This window comes from Serratia sp. BIGb0234 (assembly GCF_024809915.1).
Taxonomy (GTDB): domain Bacteria; phylum Pseudomonadota; class Gammaproteobacteria; order Enterobacterales; family Enterobacteriaceae; genus Serratia; species Serratia liquefaciens.
In genome coordinates, this window is record NZ_JANUEI010000003.1 from 1 (window position 1) to 18769 (window position 18769).

Here is an 18769-nt window from a genome sequence, read left to right on the forward strand (position 1 = left end):
GTGGTCCCACCTGACCCCATGCCGAACTCAGAAGTGAAACGCCGTAGCGCCGATGGTAGTGTGGGGTCTCCCCATGCGAGAGTAGGACACTGCCAAGCATCAAATAAAGCAACAAGCCCTACGTGAAAGCGTAGGGCTTTTTGTTTTATCTGCTGTATGTCGTTCTGCTCGAGCATGGGCATGCGAAAAGCCCGTCGGGAACGGGCTTTAACGCCGCTTACGGCGGCCCCGAAGGGGTGAGTCTCAGGATGAGACGAATCGTGTAGGACACTGCCAGGCATCAATTATGCCAAGAGGCCATCCGCAAGGATGGCCTTTTTGCTTTTTAGCGTCCCAAAATACGTTCAACCTCCCGTCATCGCCGCGATGAAACATTTTCACCTTTCCGTTGAACACTCGACATTACGGTAAAAAACCGCTATCTTCGGGCATCTAGAAGTCTAAACGTTTAAACGGATGTGTGGGGATTAAGCAATGCCGATTCGTGTTCCTGATGAGTTACCTGCAGTAAGTTTCTTGCGCAATGAGAATGTCTTTGTGATGACATCCTCACGGGCAAAAACACAGGAAATCAGGCCGTTGAAAGTGCTGATCCTTAACCTGATGCCAAAGAAGATCGAGACGGAAAACCAGTTTTTACGTCTGCTTTCTAACTCGTCTTTGCAAATCGATATCCAGTTGCTGCGTATCGACAGCCGCGAGTCGAAGAACACGCCGGCGGAGCATCTGAACAACTTTTATTGTGATTTTGAAGACATCCAGGATCAGAACTTTGATGGTCTGATCGTGACGGGGGCACCGCTAGGATTGGTTGATTTCTGCGACGTTGCTTACTGGCCGCAGATTGAACGCGTAATAGATTGGGCCAAGAATCACGTGACCTCCACGCTATTTGTCTGTTGGGCCGTGCAGGCCGCTTTGAATATCCTGTATGGCATCCCGAAGATGACGCGTGAAGTGAAACTCTCTGGCGTTTACCAGCACCAAACCTTGCAGCAGCATGCCTTGCTGACGCGTGGTTTTGATGAGACCTTCCTGGCCCCTCATTCGCGCTATGCGGATTTCCCTACCGAGATTATTCGGCAGTACACGGATCTGGATATCCTGGCCGAGTCGGAGCAAACCGGGGCCTATTTGTTCGCCAGCAAGGATAAACGGCTGGCGTTCGTGACTGGGCACCCAGAGTATGATGCGCTGACGCTCGCCGGTGAGTACTGTCGTGATAACGAAGCAGGTCTCAACCCGGTGGTGCCGCTCAATTACTTCCCCGACGATAACCCCGAACTTACCCCCAAAGCGACCTGGCGCAGCCATGGCCACCTGTTGTTCGCCAACTGGCTTAACTACTACGTTTACCAGATCACACCTTACGATCTACGTCATATGAACCCGACCCTGGAATAACATTTTTTGCTTTAACCGGCGGCTGAATCGAGGCCGCCGGCACTCCTCTCCCAGCGCGTTTCTCCTTATTTATCTGCCATTCTTACTAAAACTCATTATCTAACAAACACTTGATATAACCATCGACAGGAAATGGAACCGGTTTCCTTACCCTCTGGTATTGTTATTTTTAATAACCAATTGATAATAAAAGGTTAATAAAATATTTAATAATAAAATGGAAATCGTTTTTGATTTTTATTTTTAGTTGAGTATTCTTAGATCCAGCGAGATGAGATCTGACCAGTTGAGGATCATTTTATTCATCCTGATCCGCACTGATTTCTGATGAAGATGTGCCCGCCTGACTTGCAGCGGCGGTGCGCAATGATGCGAAGGAGCAAGACAATGACGCAACAGATAGCAGGCACGGAGTTAACGTTTACGCAGGGTTTTACCGCTGCTGAACGGCAGGTGTTGACGGATGACGCGGTCGAATTCCTGGCGGATCTGGTGAGTAACTTTACTCCGCAGCGCAATAAGCTTTTGGCTGCGCGTGCCTGTTGGCAGCAGAAGATCGATCAGGGCGAACTCCCAGACTTTATTTCGGAAACTGATTCCATTCGAAATGGAGAGTGGAAGATCCGCGGCATACCCGAGGATCTGCGCGACCGTCGGGTCGAAATCACCGGGCCGGTTGAACGCAAAATGGTGATCAATGCCTTGAATGCCAATGTGAAGGTGTTTATGGCGGATTTCGAAGATTCACTGGCGCCGAGCTGGGACAAAGTGATCGATGGGCAAATCAACCTGCATGATGCAGTGAATGGCACCATTTCTTACACCAATGAAGCCGGCAAGATTTATCAGTTGAAGCCTAATCCAGCGGTATTGATAGCGCGCGTACGTGGCCTGCATTTGCCGGAGAAACACGTGCAGTGGCAGGGCGAAGCGATCCCTGGCGGTCTGTTCGATTTCGCACTGTATTTCTTCCACAACTACCGTCAATTGCTGGCAAAAGGCAGCGGCCCTTATTTCTACCTGCCGAAAACCCAATCCTGGCAGGAAGCCGCCTGGTGGAGTGAGGTATTCAGCTTTGCCGAGGATCGTTTCTCCCTGCCGCGCGGCACCATCAAGGCCACGGTATTGATCGAAACGTTGCCGGCGGTATTCCAGATGGACGAGATCCTTTACCACCTGCGCGATCATATCGTCGGGTTGAACTGCGGCCGTTGGGATTACATCTTCAGCTATATCAAAACGCTGAAAAACCACGCTGACCGGGTCCTGCCGGATCGCCAGTCGGTCACGATGGACAAGTCGTTCCTCAGTGCTTACTCCCGGTTGCTGATCAAGACCTGCCACAAGCGAGGCGCTTTTGCCATGGGGGGCATGGCCGCGTTTATCCCTAGCAAAGACGCCGAGAAAAATGCCTGGGTATTGAACAAGGTACGGGCGGATAAAGAGCTGGAGGCCAATAACGGCCATGACGGCACCTGGGTGGCGCATCCGGGGTTGGCGGATACCGTCATGGAAGTGTTCAGCAAAGTGCTCGGCGAACGTCGAAATCAGTTGGAAGTCCTGCGTGAAAACGATGGGCCGATCAGCGCCGCGCAACTGCTGGAACCCTGTGATGGCGAACGGACCGAAGCCGGCATGCGCGCCAATATTCGCGTGGCGGTGCAATACATCGAGGCCTGGATCTCCGGCAATGGCTGCGTACCGATTTACGGCCTGATGGAAGATGCGGCGACGGCGGAAATATCCCGTACCTCAATCTGGCAGTGGATCCATCACCAAAAGAGCCTGAGCGATGGCCAGTTGGTCACCAAGGCGCTGTTCCGCCAGATGCTGAAAGAAGAGATGTTGGTGGTACGTGAAGAATTGGGTGAGGCGCGCTTTAACGCTGGCCGCTTCGAAGAAGCTGCGCGCCTGATGGAACGTATTACTACGCAAGACGAATTAATCGATTTTCTGACCTTACCCGGCTATGAGCTTCTGGCCTGAACCTGTTCCTGACCATTAACCCTACATTATTGAAAAGGATAAAAATTATGTCTACCTCTCGTGCTCAACAGATTCAACAACTGGAACAGGAATGGAAATCGGCTCGCTGGGAAGGCATCACGCGCCCATACAGCGCTGAAGACGTGATTAATTTGCGCGGCTCGGTCAATCCGGTCTGCACGCTGGCACAAAACGGTGCCGCCAAGCTGTGGGAACTGCTGCACGGTAAATCACGCAAAGGCTATGTCAACAGCCTGGGTGCGCTGACTGGCGGGCAGGCATTGCAGCAGGCCAAAGCCGGCATTGAGGCGATTTATCTGTCTGGCTGGCAGGTCGCTGCGGATGCCAACACCGCGTCTGCCATGTATCCGGACCAGTCGCTGTACCCGGTTGATTCCGTGCCGGCGGTGGTTAAACGTATCAACAATACTTTCCGCCGTGCCGATCAGATCCAGTGGGCCAATAAAATTGAACCGGGCAGTAAGGGTTACACCGACTACTTCCTGCCAATTGTCGCCGATGCCGAAGCCGGTTTTGGCGGCGTGCTGAATGCCTTTGAGCTGATGAAAGCCATGATTGAGGCCGGCGCTGCCGGGGTGCATTTCGAAGACCAATTGGCGGCGGTGAAAAAGTGCGGCCATATGGGCGGTAAAGTGCTGGTGCCAACTCAGGAAGCGATTCAGAAGCTGGTAGCCGCCCGTTTGGCTGCAGACGTGCTCGGTGTGCCAACGCTGGTCATCGCACGTACCGACGCCGATGCGGCCGATTTGCTGACGTCAGACTGCGATCCATACGACAGCGAGTTTGTCTCCGGCGAACGTACAGCGGAAGGTTTCTTCCGTACCCATGCCGGCATTGAGCAAGCGATCAGCCGTGGTCTGGCGTATTGCCCTTACGCCGACCTGGTGTGGTGCGAAACCTCCACGCCGGATCTGCAGGCAGCCAAGCGTTTCGCTGATGCCATTCACGCCAAATTCCCAGGCAAACTGCTGGCATACAACTGTTCACCGTCGTTCAACTGGAAAAAGAACCTGGACGATCAGACGATTGCCCGCTTCCAGGAAGAACTGTCGGCGATGGGATACAAGTACCAGTTCATCACGCTGGCGGGCATCCACAGCATGTGGTTCAACATGTTTGACCTGGCGCACGCTTATGCACAGGGCGAGGGCATGAAGCACTACGTCGAGAAGGTACAGAAACCGGAATTCGATGCCGTTTCACGCGGTTACACCTTCGCATCGCACCAGCAGGAAGTGGGTACCGGCTATTTCGACAAGGTCACTACCATCATTCAGGGCGGTGCTTCTTCGGTAACGGCACTGACCGGTTCGACGGAAGAACAGCAGTTCTGAGGCGGCAACGCTGAAAAAACCTAACCCAGAGCCTGCATATGCGGGCTCTATTTTCTGGCGGGAGGTAAGGATGGCGGCGAAACTGGAGCTGTTGATCGCACAGACGATACTGCAGGGTTTTGATGCGCAATATGGCCGCTTCCTTGAGGTGACTGCCGGTGCGCAGCAGCGTTTTGAGCGAGCAGACTGGCCGGCGGTGCAACAGGCGATGAAAAAGCGTATTCACCTGTATGACCATCACGTCGGTTTGGTGGTGGAGCAACTGAAGTGCATCACGGGGCAAAAGTCCTTTGATGCGGATTTCCCCAGCCGGGTGAAGGCGGTGTACACCGACCTGTTGCCGGAGTATCCACGCTTTGAGATCGCCGAAAGCTTCTTCAATTCGGTTTACTGCCGCCTGTTCAAACACCGGGATTTAACGCCGGAAAAGCTGTTTGTTTTCAGCTCCCAGCCCGAGGGACGCTTTCGCGATATCCCGCGTCCGCTGTCGCGCAATTTCACTGCTAGCGGTGATGTATCGGCGGTGCTGTACAACCTGCTGACGGATTTACCTCTGCGGCTACCTTGGGAAAACTTGTCGCGTGATATTGATTACATCACGCTGGCGTTGCAACAGAGCTTTAGCGTGCAGCAGCTGGCTGGGGCGACGTTCCAGATTGCCAATGAGCTCTTTTACCGTAACAAGGCTGCCTGGCTGGTAGGTAAGTTGCGGGTGGCGGATACGGTCTATCCTTTCCTGCTGCCGATCCATCACAGCGATTCCGGTGCCTTGTTTATCGATACCTGCCTGACCAGTAAGGCCGAGGCCAGTATCGTATTCGGTTTCGCACGTTCTTACTTTATGGTTTACGCACCGCTTCCGGCAGCGATGGTCGAGTGGCTGCGAGAAATACTGCCGGGCAAAACCACCGCCGAACTGTATATGGCGATTGGCTGCCAGAAGCACGGTAAAACGGAATGTTACCGTGAATACCTGACGTTTATGGCTGGCTCGCAGGAGCAGTTCATCATCGCGCCGGGGGTGAAAGGCATGGTGATGCTGGTGTTTACCCTGCCGTCGTTCGATCGGGTGTTCAAGGTGATCAAAGACGAGTTCGCACCGCAAAAAGAGGTGACGCAGGCGCAGGTGATGGCCTGTTACCAGTTGGTGAAAGAACACGACCGCGTGGGGCGCATGGCGGATACCCAAGAGTACGAGAATTTTGTCGTCGACAAGGCGCGCCTCAGCCCGGAGCTTTTGGCTGAATTACTGCGTGAAGTGCCGGACAAGCTGGAGGATCTGGGCGATCGCATCGTGATCAAGCACCTGTATATGGAACGGCGCATGACACCGCTGAACCTGTATCTGGAGCAGGCCAATGAGCAGCAGATGCGCGACGCCATCGAAGAGTATGGCAATGCGATCAAACAACTGGCTGCCGCCAATATCTTCCCCGGCGACATGCTATTCAAGAACTTCGGCGTGACCCGGCACGGGCGGGTGGTGTTCTACGATTACGATGAAATTTGCTATATGACCGAGGTGAACTTCCGCGATATTCCGCCGCCGCGTTACCCGGAAGATGAACTGGCCAGCGAGCCGTGGTACAGCGTGTCGGCGAACGATGTATTCCCGGAGGAGTTCAGGCATTTTCTGTGTGGCGATCGGCGCATTCGGCAGGTGTTTGAAGAGTTGCACAGCGACCTGTTCGAAGCCGATTACTGGCGCGGGTTGCAGCAGCGCATTCGCGACGGGCATGTGGAGGATGTCTTCGCTTACCGCAAGAAACGGCGTTTTAGCCAGCGCAGCGGGGTGGCACTGCCTGCTACCTCGGCAGCGACGTAAGGGCGCGGCACGCCGCGCCCGATAGCATTAAGCTTTTGCACTCGCAACGGCGGCACGCGCCAATTCGGTGATGCGTGCGTAGTCGCCGCTTTCCAGCGCATCCGCCGGCACCAACCAGGAGCCGCCGATGCACAGCACGCTTTTCAGCGCCAGATAGTCACGGTAGTTGCTCGGTGAAATACCGCCGGTCGGGCAGAAACGTACCTGCGGGAACGGGCCGCCGATCGCCTGCAGTGCTTTCACGCCGCCGTTGGCTTCCGCCGGGAAGAATTTAAACTCACGCAGCCCATGATCCATGCCCAACATCAGTTCAGACACGGTGCTGATACCCGGAATTAACGGGATTGAACCGGCCGTGGCCGCTTGCAGCAGATCGGCAGTCAGGCCCGGGCTGATGGCGAATTGCGCCCCGGCATCGGTCACTTCCTGCAGCTGCTGCGGGTTGATGACGGTACCGGCGCCGATGATGGCATCAGGCACTTCTTTGGCAATAGCACGGATCGCGTCCATTGCGCAGGCGGTGCGCAGGGTGACTTCCAATACCCGGACGCCACCGGCCACCAGGGCTTTCGCCAGCGGGATCGCGTGTTCCAATTTGTTGATGACGATCACCGGGACTACCGGGCCGGCCATCAGGATCTGCTCTGCGCTGGTTTTCCAATTGTTCATTAAGGGTTCTCTCCAGTTATAGCCGTCGCCTTCGGGCTGCCCGGCCATGCTATCGGTTAAAATTTAATGCAGCATGCGCCCTGTTCGGCACCGGAAAGCTGGCTGCGTAATGCGCCGAACAGTTCACGGCCGCAGCCGATATGTTCGGCGCTCAGGTCCGGTTGGTAAGGCGCTCGCTGGGCCAGAATGTCGGCATCGACCAGTAATGCCAATTCACCGGTGCGGCCGTTTACGCGGATCACATCGCCGTCCTGCACCTTGGCCAGCATGCCGCCGGTATAGGCTTCCGGGGTCACGTGGATAGCAGAAGGGACCTTGCCGGAGGCGCCTGACAGGCGGCCATCGGTGACCAGCGCGACTTTAAATCCGCGGTCCATCAGCACGCCCAGCGGTGGCATCAGCTTATGCAGTTCGGGCATGCCATTGGCCTGCGGCCCCTGGAAGCGAACCACCACCACGCAATCGCGATCCAGCTTGCCGGCTTCAAATGCCGGCACGATGTCATGCTGGCTGTCAAATATCACCGCCGGCGCTTCGATAATCTGATTGTCGGCCGGCACCGCCGAGGTTTTCATCACCGCGCGACCAAGGTTGCCTGCCAAAACCTTGGTGCCGCCGTGATGTTCGAAAGGCTCCGCCACGCTGGCGATAACCTGGGTATCGAGCGAGCTTTCCGCGCCCTCGCGCCAGGCCAACTGACCGTTATCCATCCACGGCTCCTGGGTATAACGCGTCAGGCCAAAACCGGCCACGGTGTGCACGTCTTCGTGCAGCAGGCCGTGCTTTAGCAGTTCGCGCACCACCAGGGCGACGCCGCCAGATGCCTGGAACTGATTGATGTCCGCCGGGCCGTTCGGGTAGATACGGCACAGCAGCGGTACGGCGTCCGACAGTTCGGAGAAGTCGTCCCAGTTGATGATGATGCCGGCGGCGCGCGCCATCGCCACCATATGCATGGTCAGATTGGTGGAGCCGCCGGTGGCCAGCAGCGCAACGATGCCGTTAACCACCACCTTTTCATCCACCAGTTTGCCGATTGGCAGATAGTTGCCGGCGGTTTCGGTCAGGCGAGTGACCTGGCGTGCGGCAGCGTCGGTCAACGCATCGCGCAAAGGGGTGTCCGGGTGAACGAAGGAGGATCCCGGCAGATGCAGCCCCATCACTTCCATTACCATCTGGTTGGTGTTGGCGGTGCCGTAGAAGGTGCAGGTGCCGATGCCGTGATACGAAGCGGCTTCGGCCTCCAACAGCGCCAGTCGATCGGCCTTGCCTTCGGCGTACAGCTGACGCACGCGCACTTTCTCTTTGTTCGGTAAGCCGCTGCTCATCGGGCCGGCAGGCACAAACAGCGACGGCAAATGGCCAAAGGACAGGGCGGACATCACCAGACCCGGCACGATTTTGTCGCAGATGCCGAGGAACAGCGCGCCGTCGAACATATTGTGCGACAGGCCGATGGCTGAGGACATGGCGATCACGTCGCGGCTCATCAGCGACAGCTCCATACCATCCTGCCCCTGGGTCACGCCATCACACATCGCCGGTACGCCTCCGGCTACCTGACCGACCGCGCCCACGGCATGCAGCGCCTGTTTCAGCCGCTGGGGATAGTTTTCGTAGGGCTGGTGGGCAGACAACATATCGTTATAAGCGGTGATGATGGCGATATCACTGCGCACCATGTTTTTCAGTGCGGTTTTGTCGTCCGGCTGACAGGCGGCAAAACCGTGCGCCAGATTACCGCAGGCCAGCTGTGCGCGGTGCACGGTTTGGGAACGCGCCGCTTCAATGCGTGCCAGATAGGCGGCGCGGCTCTGTTTGGAACGGTCGATGATGCGTTGCGTGACACGGGATAGGGTGGGATTAAGCATACCTTCCTCACATGGCTATTGTTATAGACGCCGCCTGTGGCGGTGCCCCCGGTGGAATATTGCGGCCCTGATGTGCAAAGGCCGGGGGCGGTGTTATGTCGTTATCGTGATTTAAAACAGGGTGAAAGCGATCATGCCGATGATGCCACCCACGCTGCCAAGGATGGTTTCCATCACCGTCCAGGTTTTTAGCGTTTGCAGCTCATTGGCGCCGGTAAATTTGCCGAACAGCCAGAAACCGGCATCGTTGACGTGGCTGAGCACGATAGACCCCCCGGCAATACAGATAGCCAGCGCGGCCAGCTGCCCACCGCCGAGCCCCAACTGGCTGGTCACCGGCAGGACCAGGCCAACGGTGGTCAGGCAGGCAACGGTGGCGGAGCCTTGGATCACGCGTACCATAGCGGATAATGCAAAGGCGGCTACGGCGATCGGCAAACCGGTGCCAATCATGGCGTCACCCAGTGCCGGACCTACGCCGGAATCCACCAGGATTTGTTTGAATACGCCGCCTGCACCGGTCATCAGCAGGATGATCCCGGCGGGCTGCACTGCAGCCGAACAGATGGCCAGCGTTTGTTCGTTGGTCATGCCGCGCGGTTTTGCCAGCCCATAAATCACGATCAGGCAGGCGATTAAAATGGCGGTGAACGGATGGCCAATAAACTCCAGCCACTGCTGCAACTGAGAACCTGGCGTGACCAGACGTGCACCAATGGTTTTCATGCCGACCAGCACCAGTGGGCAGAGTACCAGCGCCAGGCTAAAGCCAAATGACGGCAGGTTGCCTTTGTTGAGTGTCGGTTCGTTTTCGTCTGCCGGCATTGGCCAGTTAACGAAGCGGCTAATAAAGCTGCCGTACAATGGGCCTGCAATCAGCATGCCGAGGACGGCGGCGACCAGGCCGATGGCGATCATCCAGCCGAAGTCGGCTTTCATTTGCGCCGCCAGCAGCATTGGGACTGGCCCCGGCAGCAAGAAGGAAGCCGCAGCGGCGACGCCGGCGAACAAGGGAATGGCCAGCTTGACGATATTGCCGTCGGTGCGACGTGCGACGGCAAACACGATGCCGATCAGCAGTACCACCGCCACGTCAAAGAACAGCGGCAGGGCGCAGATCAACCCGGCGATACCGAGCGCGTAATGGGCTTTACTTTGGCCGAAACGTTTCAGCAAATGTGCCGCAATTTGATCGAGTGCGCCGACCTCATGCAGTATCTTGCCGAACATGGCGCCCAGCGCCACGACGATCGCCAGGAAACCCAGCGTATCGCCCATGCCTTTTTGCATGGTATCGGCGATGCGGTCCAACGGCATGCCGGAAAAAATACCGGCAGCGATAGACACCAACATTAACGCGACGAAGGCATGCATGCGTGCCTTCATCACCAGAAACAGCAGTAATAGAACCGAGCCGACTGCGGTACCGACCAGCGTTACAGTATTCACGCGCACACGTCCTGTGGCAGGAAACTCTGAATATGTCGCACGGTATCGGCGATGACGGCTTCCAGCGGCTGGTTGATATCTACGGACATAACGTCACTTTCGTCCGCGCCTGGTTGTTCCAGCGCCGCAAACTGCGTTACCAGCATCTGTGGCTTGAAGAAGTGGCCGTTACGTGCAGCCAGGCGGGCTTCGATCACCGGAAAATCGCCGTGCAGATAGATGAACGACAGGTTGCCGTTACCGGCGCGCAGGCGATCGCGGTAGTGCTTTTTCAGCGCCGAACAGACAATGACCGAAACAGTATTGGTGCGTTGCATCGCAAAGGCAGCATCGTTGAGGGCGGCCAGCCATGGGGCGCGATCGTCATCGTTCAGCGGTTCACCGGCGGCCATTTTCAGGATATTGCTGCGCGGGTGCAGAAAGTCACCGTCAAGGAACCCGGCAGACAGTTGGCGGGCCGCTGCGGCGGCCACGGCGGACTTGCCGCTGCCGGAAACGCCCATAATGACGTAAATACGGTTTTGATTATTGGTCATGGCTTAGCTCCAAAACGACAAGTGGCGTTACCTTGCATTATTTGTTACCGGTAACATGTTATCGGTAACATTGTCGAAGGAAGTTTCGCCGGTTGCAATCGGCTTCCGTTGGCAAAGTCATTATTTGTGATCGGCTTCAACTATTTCAGGCTGTCATCCAGACATGAAACCTCGTTGAAGTTGAGCAGTGCGCATGCGTCACGATGGGGATAATTGTCATGGAGAAAGGCTTGCGCAGCGACACTCTCTGCGCAAACCTGGGCATTTTTACGATGATGATTTTCGTCTGATGCGCCGGGTAATCAGCGCTGACGTTTATTTACTGCCTTGTTTTTGCGCTAACAGACGATCGACTTCCAGCTTGGCTTCGCGGAATTGTTTTTGATATTCGGGGCTGGCCTGGAGGCGAGCGAAAGCGCCGGCAGCAAGGAAACGACCCGCGTTGACATCACTTTCCCAATGTACGCCGCAGATCAGGCGACTACGACCAAACTCATAGCCTTTTTTCATTAACGGGGTTGCCAGCTGTGGCTCCATAGCGGTTAACGTCATGGCCCACATCATCCCGGTGACGGCATGACCGGAGGGATAAGAGCCGCCGTCGTTACTTAACGCGCTATGTTCCTTGGGCGTGCAACTGTCGATACGTAATGCCGAGTAGGGCCGAATCCGGCTAAACGCTTTTTTGGTGTCATTGGAGGCGTAACCTGCATCGGTAAAAACACGGCTGAGGAGCAGGTGCAAATGAGGCGTATTTTTACGTGAAATAGTGATGCCCAGCGCCGGTGAAAATGCGCTGCCAATATGGTTGAAGGAGAGCTTGGCATCTTCGATCGCCAACTGGCCGCGTGGCGTATCGCGCAGTTGTCGTAATTCATGGAACGTTTCAATATCGCTTTTTGCTGCTGCGGAATGCTCTTTTGGCGGCGGCGGCAGAATTTTTGCGCCGTCAGGATAATCTGCCGGTGTCAGATAACCATTAATCCAACCTTTGATATAAGGGGAAAAACCCACGTTCGGGTAACCGATATCGCTATAATCGGTGCGCCAGGTTTCAGCAGGATCGTTATTGGGTGCGGTATCGTTGTTTGCGTGGGCCGCCGATAAAAATGCCGTAGAACCCAACAGTAATGCTAATACTGCAAAGCACTTTGAGCGGGTTGTGTTTTGATTATTCTCTATTTTCATTATTATTTCCCTGTGTTTTTATTGCGACTTTAGTCAGACATTCCGTTTAAAACATTCGGTTAATTAACGACGAACAACCCTAAAAAATACAAAATGTTCAGTAAAATACCGCATATTATGGTCGCCACTACCGGGGCGGCAATTTTCAATATAGGACGCCCCAGCGCTTCATTAAGGAAGTACAGGGCAGCGGTGATGCTAAAGCCGGTATAGCCCGCCATCTTGATAGAGGCGAAAATAGCGCCGATCAGCAAAGCAAATTCCATCAGCATGTTCATCGCATTGCGGATACTGTCTGAGGCATTACGAACCGAGGGATAGTTGCTTAACCAACGGCCGATAGTCCGCAACAACAGCACTTCCAACGTGATGGTCAGGGCACCTAAAATGGCCGCTAACCAGGGCGAGGGGGCCAGATAACCGACGGTAAAGACGAAGGTAAAACCGGCGACGGCGTACACCCCAGTGGCTAGCGCGGTGGTGGCGATGAGCGGAATAAAGCCCAAACCACGCATAAACTCAGCCAGCGCAGCTTGATTGACCAACGCAGCGGATTCTTCCGGAGATACGCCGGGGGCCCAGGCTTTTGCCAGCGTATAGATCGAAACCTCAGACCCTCCAAACAGCTTAAGGCTGGCAACCGTCGAGATTAGCGCACCGGTAATGGCGAGCAGCGGCAGATTTTTGATAATGCGAGAGGTTCTCTCCTCGAAAACAGAGGTGCCATGGTTTACTTCATGATGCTTGCGCTGTGAGATATCACGAAATATCGCAATCCCCAGCAGCATCACCATACCGACGAATATCTCAATCGACTCTGGAAAGAGTGAAGGATAAAAGCGCACGACAATGACGCGCGACATCAGTACGGCGACGGCGGCCAGCAGGCTATGGCGCCAGCCGAATTGATAGAAAATAGCCACCAGTGGGAACAGCGCGAAGGCCGAAATCACCGGGCTGGAAAGCTCGCCCAGTGAACCGAGGATATCCACGGGAAGCGCGGTCAGCAGGGTATTGATCGGCACCAAACTGGTCAGCACCAATACTCCCCAGGCCATGCCCAAAGCGAAAGCCAGGTAGCTGTTAAAGGCCAGTACGCCGATGATGTCGGTGGGTAAAAACAGCAACCAACTGTTCAACAGCCCGGTTGAGAGGGTAAAGGAGATCCCGACGGATGCGACGAAGCCGATGCTCAAACCAAATGCAATGCTGCCGGCTTCACGGCGATTCATATTCCCTTCGACCAGTTGCGGCAGAATCGGACGAATACCGTCGTGAAATACGGCAACGGAACGATGAGAAAGCAGCGAGGTCATTCCCGTTAGCAAAGCGACAATAACAATATGCAAATACTGCTCCATGGATACCCCCTTAATTCAAATGACCCATCAGCATCGGGATGGCATGTTCAACATGTTCCACCGAAAGGCCAAAGGCCACTTTGCCTTCGTTGACCCATTTTATTATTTGTTCTTCTTTTGCCTGTATTCCCGGTTTGGCAATGGTGCAGCAGCGGTTATAACCGATAATCGCAATAGCGATGGATAACGCTGCACCGGCGCCGGTATTACAGGCGCCAATAAAGTAATCCAGTTCGCCACTTTTGACTTTACTGGCCGCTTCCATGTCATTTTGAATAAAGCACTCAAATTTACCGGGGGCGGCTGATTCGATAGCTTGTTTAATTTGCTCGCGTTGTAAACCTGCAATACCGATCTTTTTCATTATTCTTGTCCTCTGAAGAAAGTGTTTGGATTGGTGCACAGCATATGGTCAATATCTTGTTGTGGTATCCCAGCTTGCAGCAGCATGGGGACGAATCTATCAATGAGATAACTGAATCCCAGACCGCCATTTGCGGCCAGGTGGGAACGTCGGGTGATATCCATGGAAAGCATTACCTGGCTCAATAGTCCGCGTTGAGAAAGTGCCAGCAATGTCGCCACGCGCTTTTCGTCCGGGTAGTAATCGTTTTTGCCGATAGTGTCGAATTGAATAAAAGCGCCGGTTTCAGTAATCCTCAGCAAGGTGTCCAACTGATCGCGTAAATCGCAGTGGCCAATAACAATACGTTCGGCGGATACACCATGGCGCATTAATAGCTGCAACTGCTCCAATCCCATGGTGCTGAAACTGGTATGCGTAGAGATGGGTTTTCCGGTGGCTAAATGTGCCAGGGCAGCAGCATGGAATACTTTCTCTTCCGTTGGGGTAATGGTGCCTTCGCTGCTGCCAATTTCTGCAATTACGCTGGCGCGAAGCGTTGTGCCGTCAATGCCGTGCTCAATCTCGTCGATCATTGCTTGCGCCAACTGCTGCGCGCTGCGCTGAGCAACATGTGGCGGATAGAAATCCTGTTGGTAGTAACCGGTTGATGCCAGGATGTTTATGCCGGTTTCTTGCATCAAATCCAGCATAAATTGAGGATTACGCCCCATATAGCGGTTCGTGACCTCAACCAGGTTCAATACGCCTTTATTGACCAGCGTTTTCATTTCATCCACGAGGAGTGCGTAACAATCCAATCGGCAATCAATATTCTGTTTGAACGGCGACAGATCAATATGCAGATGTTCGTGCGCATAGGTATAGCCACGTCGATCAAATTGCGATGAAGGATTCATGGTTGTCCCTTATTCATTTGCGGGAAGAACGAATGGCCGTTTTGAGGTGCCGGAGCGCCAAATGCGTCGCAGACCGTAGCCCCGACATCAGCCAGGGTTGAGCGTTCGCCCAAATAGACGCCTTGAACGCCGGGGCGCCAGAAGAGTAATGGCACTTTTTCTCGGGTATGGCGCGAGTGACCAATCGTCGGGTCATTTCCATGGTCGGCCATCACCACCAGGGCGTCATCTTGACCGAGTCGAGCCAGTAATTGCGCCAGGTAACCGTCAACGACTTGTAATCGCTCAGCGTAGCGATCGCTGTTTTCGGCATGGCCGGCCAGATCTGTTTCCTGGATATTGGTGCAGATAAAGGCCTGTCCCGGCAGTTCGACCGCCTGCAAGGTCAATTGCATGATCTCTTCCGAATCTGAAATGCCCTGATAATTTGTTCCGTGAGGATTGATGACGATATCTGCGACTTTGCCGATTAACACCGTGGGCACGCCTGATGAGTGCAAACTGGCGGCGGTTTGCTGGCTTGCATCGACGCCATAACCGAGATGGACAACGGTAAAGCCATGGCCATAGACGCCTGACTTGGGGGCATTGATCCCGACATAGCGCTTTGCGCGGGTTTCGGCGGCATTGTGCAAAGCGGCATTACTGCCAATGTTGCCGCCAAAGACAATCACCCGGCCGACGTGAACCTGGCTGCGAACGATGTCACCAATGGTGCGAACGGTGGCGAAATCAATGGCATCCAAATTGGCAGTCACATTATAAACCTGGCCGGGATCGGTCTCGAGGTTATCGCCGATGGCGACGCATCCGTTAATTCGCAGGTAGCATAAACCATCCTCGACCGCGACACGTTCAACCTGGTACCCGGCCTTATTGAGCGCCGAAGCCACCTGTTCCCTGACCTGAGAAAAGGGCATCAATAACGGGATGTCAGGGCGAGTGCCCATGATTTCCTGATGCCCCATAAAGGAGTCGGCCCCCTGATGCTGCAAATTTGCGTTGCCGTAGTTTGCCGCCGGATTGGGGTGCATGACATTGTCTGGCTGATATCCCAAAGCGTTAATCAGGCCCAGCTTCTCTAATGTCGGCAGCCGTAGCAGGCCGTATTTTTGCAAGATGTGGCCGCAGGTATTGGCCCCAATATCAAGAGGGCGCTGGTGGGCGACATCGTCCATGGCGCCGATACCGAAGCCATCTAAAACAATAACCACAAATTTTTTCACCGGGCATCTCCTGAATGGCTGAGTCTGTTACCTTGGCTGTCGTATACCCCGGCAAGCTGCGGGGCACCCCGCGAAATACCGCACACCATGGCGACGTCGCTGCGGGTAACGAAAATTTGTGTGCGAAAACACATGATGACTACGCTACCAATAGGGAAGGTCCCGCGTAGCCCCAGGTAATAATCAATACTGTGGTCCTCCGGCGGCACCACTTCGGTTTGGCTCATCTGACCATCAGGGGTGAACACCAGCGCGTGTTGGACGTGGCTGCGGCGATAGTGCCCGCCGCCATAACAAAAACTGAGCTCTTTATAATGATGAGATATTTCAGTCAGATATAGCATTGCCAGGCGTTCTGGCTCAGTACCAAAAACGTTCGCCGGGAAGGTTCCTGTGAATGCGTGCCCCGGCTCAATGTGGGTCACGCCAAGCTGTGCGAGCATCGGCAACGACGAGCAGCTATTGGCGGAGGGGGCATTGATTTGGCATATCTGGAAGCCGGCCTGACGCAGGCGAGCCACAGCTTCAATCAGGGTGGCAAAGTTGGGGGTTGTCTGTGGGGTATCGCCGGCCTTGTGGCTAAGCAGGCAAGGGAAATGGGTGACGCCGACCACCTGTACATGCCCCAGCTGTGCTATTTGTCTGGCGGCGGCCACGACATCATCAAGCAGAAAGCCGCCCTCTTGCCCAGGGTAGAGGAGGTCGCCTTCCTGATAGACTTTCAGCAATAAAGATTGCGTGATGCCTATTTTTTTTGCCTGTTCAGCGACGCTGCGGGCTTTTTCAACCGAAAAGACGGTGATCGCTTCTGGCCGCTGCTTCAGAATGGCGGCGATCTCACCGTCAGGGATCTGGACAAGATGCCCTGCGTGGCACAAGGGAACGCGATGCTGCATTAGCTGCTGCGCTTCTTTGAAATCGACAGCGGCGGCGCCCGGAAAACCCTGATTGATAATGCGTTGGCATAACCAAGGGTTACGGCCAAATTGTTTGCTCATGACATAAGGCGTCAGGTGATGCTGCTGAGCGATTTGCAATATGTGTCGGGCGTTTTCCTCTACGGTATCAACATCGATCACGTAGCTATCCGGGCGAAGGATTCTCTGTTGCCACAGTGATACGGCAGTGCCGATCAGCGCAGGATTCTGACGTTGTAATGCAGTAATAAACATCGTTCCCTTTACTCCTGGTTTGTCATCCTTGTGGAAAATATTCATTTATTTGAATATTTAAGAGAAATTATTCATGGCGATTATGCTTTGCTCAAGCTGTACCAATTGACCAGCAGGTAGCCTTCTTCATCGGGGTGGAGTTCGAGGGTAAAGTTTTTCATCAGGGCATTATTGAGCTCGCGCAACACTTCCAATTTCCCTGCTTCCGCTATTTCCGCCAATATTTCGTTGTCCAACGGTGAGACGGTTTGCTGCTGCCGGCAACGCATTAGTGCATTGGCCATGTGTGCGATCGCCAACCAGCCTTGCTCTGCGGGTAAGGGGCATTGGCAATGCTGTTGCAGTTGTTCGACGACGGCCAGCATTCCCTGATAAATGTCTTCATCAATCACTTTGGCTTGTCGCAGCGTGTTCAGGCCCTGGTGTATCATTTTATATCCTCATTTTTTTGAATATATAAATGAAATGGTAAGTGAGCGCATAACGGACGACAACGGGGAAGCGATTATTACTTGAACAAGATCACAAATTATAATGAGGCGCCATACCCGACGCCTGCCAAACTCATACCAGATTTACTGGTCATAAGGCGTACTGTAGCCGCCAAAATCATAGACATACTGCAATATGGCCGTTTTGTTCTCATCAGCATGATTTTCATGCTTGACCAACAGGGCGATAACGCCTTCCGCCCCACGTAAATGAGCGCCGGCCAGTAAGCCGGATAAAGTGAGGGTTACCTCATCAGGACGGCCACCGGGTGGGGCTAATTTGGGCTGGCATTCACTCCAGCATAGCGTACTCCCCAGATAATCATTCAGGGTTTTGCCATGGTCGGCTAACTGCAAAACAATATTTTGGTATTTATTGTCGAAATGGTCGAGGGCAATAAATTCTTGCTTATCCGGATCGATAACATCGGTGAAAGAATTGATGCCATGTTTGCCGGTAAATGTCCCCTTCCAGGTATTCACGTCGGTAACATGGATTTTCCCGTCCGGAAGATCCATTATTTTTTCTCGCACTCCATTGGACCAATTGCTGACGTCGACATCTGAATAGTACATGGGGAGCTGTTCATTATCATAATGGGAGTAATAACCAAGATCCCAAAGGTCATGCTCACTGAATTGATAACCGACAAAACCCAGATAATTCATCACAGCATACTGCATCTGGCGAAACATCTCAGGATCGCTGGAGCCACGCGTATAGAGTTTATCAATGCCAAGCTTAATGAAATAGCCTTTTATTGACGTGGTGCTGTGTAGGGGAACGCCATTTTTATCGCGAATTACGCGACCTGGATACTCAACTTGTTGATAGGTTACTGCTTTGTCATCTTCATAATGCTTGTCATAATAGTCGGCATCTTTAGGATCAATAGAGCATTCAAAGGTTCTTATTGCCGTTAGAAAATCAGTGTAGTCACCGTGATTATATTTATCTTCGCGTTTCATTTTC

16 protein-coding genes and 1 rRNA gene are annotated in these 18769 nt (G+C 54.1%); 5 read left to right on the plus strand and 12 right to left on the minus strand.

Annotated features, from left to right (window positions below):
- From rrf to aceK, 5 genes are all read left to right on the plus strand, one after another.
- Nucleotides 1-98 (plus strand): 5S ribosomal RNA (gene rrf, locus M2407_RS12885); the annotation flags it as partial.
- Nucleotides 99-474: 376 nt separating this feature from the next.
- Nucleotides 475-1404, plus strand: coding sequence for a homoserine O-succinyltransferase (gene metA, locus M2407_RS12890; RefSeq protein ID WP_041415044.1), 930 nt, complete (start codon nt 475-477; stop codon nt 1402-1404).
- 387 nt (nt 1405-1791) lie between these two features.
- The gene (aceB, locus tag M2407_RS12895; RefSeq protein WP_259218371.1) at nt 1792-3390 is read left to right on the plus strand and encodes a malate synthase A; all 1599 of its coding nucleotides are present in this window, start codon (nt 1792-1794) and stop codon (nt 3388-3390) included.
- Nucleotides 3391-3437: 47 nt separating this feature from the next.
- The gene (gene aceA / locus M2407_RS12900; RefSeq protein ID WP_020837214.1) at nt 3438-4745 is read left to right on the plus strand and encodes an isocitrate lyase; all 1308 of its coding nucleotides are present in this window, start codon (nt 3438-3440) and stop codon (nt 4743-4745) included.
- A gap of 70 nt (nt 4746-4815) precedes the next feature.
- Entirely contained in the window at nt 4816-6570 is a 1755-nt protein-coding gene (gene aceK / locus M2407_RS12905) for a bifunctional isocitrate dehydrogenase kinase/phosphatase (protein ID WP_259218373.1), read from the plus strand.
- Between the two features lie 27 nt (nt 6571-6597).
- On the opposite strand, the gene M2407_RS12910 is transcribed toward aceK, so the two are convergent.
- From M2407_RS12910 to M2407_RS12965, 12 genes are all read right to left on the minus strand, one after another.
- Nucleotides 6598-7239 carry a bifunctional 4-hydroxy-2-oxoglutarate aldolase/2-dehydro-3-deoxy-phosphogluconate aldolase gene (locus tag M2407_RS12910; protein WP_259218374.1) on the minus strand — a complete coding sequence of 214 codons (642 nt, stop codon included), beginning with the start codon at nt 7237-7239 and terminating at the stop codon, nt 6598-6600.
- 56 nt (nt 7240-7295) lie between these two features.
- The gene (edd, locus tag M2407_RS12915; RefSeq protein WP_259218375.1) at nt 7296-9110 is read right to left on the minus strand and encodes a phosphogluconate dehydratase; all 1815 of its coding nucleotides are present in this window, start codon (nt 9108-9110) and stop codon (nt 7296-7298) included.
- 111 nt (nt 9111-9221) lie between these two features.
- The gene (gntU, locus tag M2407_RS12920) at nt 9222-10559 is read right to left on the minus strand and encodes a gluconate transporter (protein WP_020837210.1); all 1338 of its coding nucleotides are present in this window, start codon (nt 10557-10559) and stop codon (nt 9222-9224) included.
- A complete protein-coding gene (gntK, locus tag M2407_RS12925) occupies nt 10556-11095 on the minus strand; it encodes a gluconokinase (protein ID WP_020837209.1) in 540 nt (179 codons plus the stop codon). The genes gntU and gntK overlap by 4 nt, the downstream gene beginning before the upstream one ends.
- A 315-nt stretch (nt 11096-11410) precedes the next feature.
- Nucleotides 11411-12283: a phosphatase PAP2 family protein gene (locus M2407_RS12930; RefSeq protein WP_020837208.1), complete on the minus strand. Its 873-nt coding sequence runs from the start codon at nt 12281-12283 to the stop codon at nt 11411-11413.
- Between the two features lie 59 nt (nt 12284-12342).
- Complete coding sequence (locus tag M2407_RS12935) at nt 12343-13644, minus strand: YhfT family protein (protein WP_020837207.1); 1302 nt, start codon at nt 13642-13644, stop codon at nt 12343-12345.
- Between the two features lie 10 nt (nt 13645-13654).
- Nucleotides 13655-14008, minus strand: coding sequence for a DUF2620 domain-containing protein (locus M2407_RS12940; protein WP_020837206.1), 354 nt, complete (start codon nt 14006-14008; stop codon nt 13655-13657).
- Nucleotides 14008-14907, minus strand: a complete 900-nt coding sequence (locus M2407_RS12945) for a phosphotriesterase-related protein (protein WP_259218377.1) — start codon at nt 14905-14907, stop codon at nt 14008-14010. The genes M2407_RS12940 and M2407_RS12945 overlap by 1 nt, the downstream gene beginning before the upstream one ends.
- Nucleotides 14904-16133 carry a phosphopentomutase gene (locus M2407_RS12950; RefSeq protein ID WP_020837204.1) on the minus strand — a complete coding sequence of 410 codons (1230 nt, stop codon included), beginning with the start codon at nt 16131-16133 and terminating at the stop codon, nt 14904-14906. Before M2407_RS12950 ends, M2407_RS12945 begins: the two co-directional genes overlap by 4 nt.
- Nucleotides 16130-17305 carry a YhfX family PLP-dependent enzyme gene (locus M2407_RS12955; RefSeq protein ID WP_130015878.1) on the minus strand — a complete coding sequence of 392 codons (1176 nt, stop codon included), beginning with the start codon at nt 17303-17305 and terminating at the stop codon, nt 16130-16132. Before M2407_RS12955 ends, M2407_RS12950 begins: the two co-directional genes overlap by 4 nt.
- A gap of 80 nt (nt 17306-17385) precedes the next feature.
- Nucleotides 17386-17736 (minus strand): hypothetical protein, encoded by a 351-nt coding sequence (locus M2407_RS12960; RefSeq protein WP_020837202.1) that lies wholly within the window; start codon nt 17734-17736, stop codon nt 17386-17388.
- Between the two features lie 144 nt (nt 17737-17880).
- Nucleotides 17881-18765, minus strand: coding sequence for a hypothetical protein (locus M2407_RS12965; RefSeq protein ID WP_259218379.1), 885 nt, complete (start codon nt 18763-18765; stop codon nt 17881-17883).
- Nucleotides 18766-18769 lie beyond the last annotated feature (4 nt).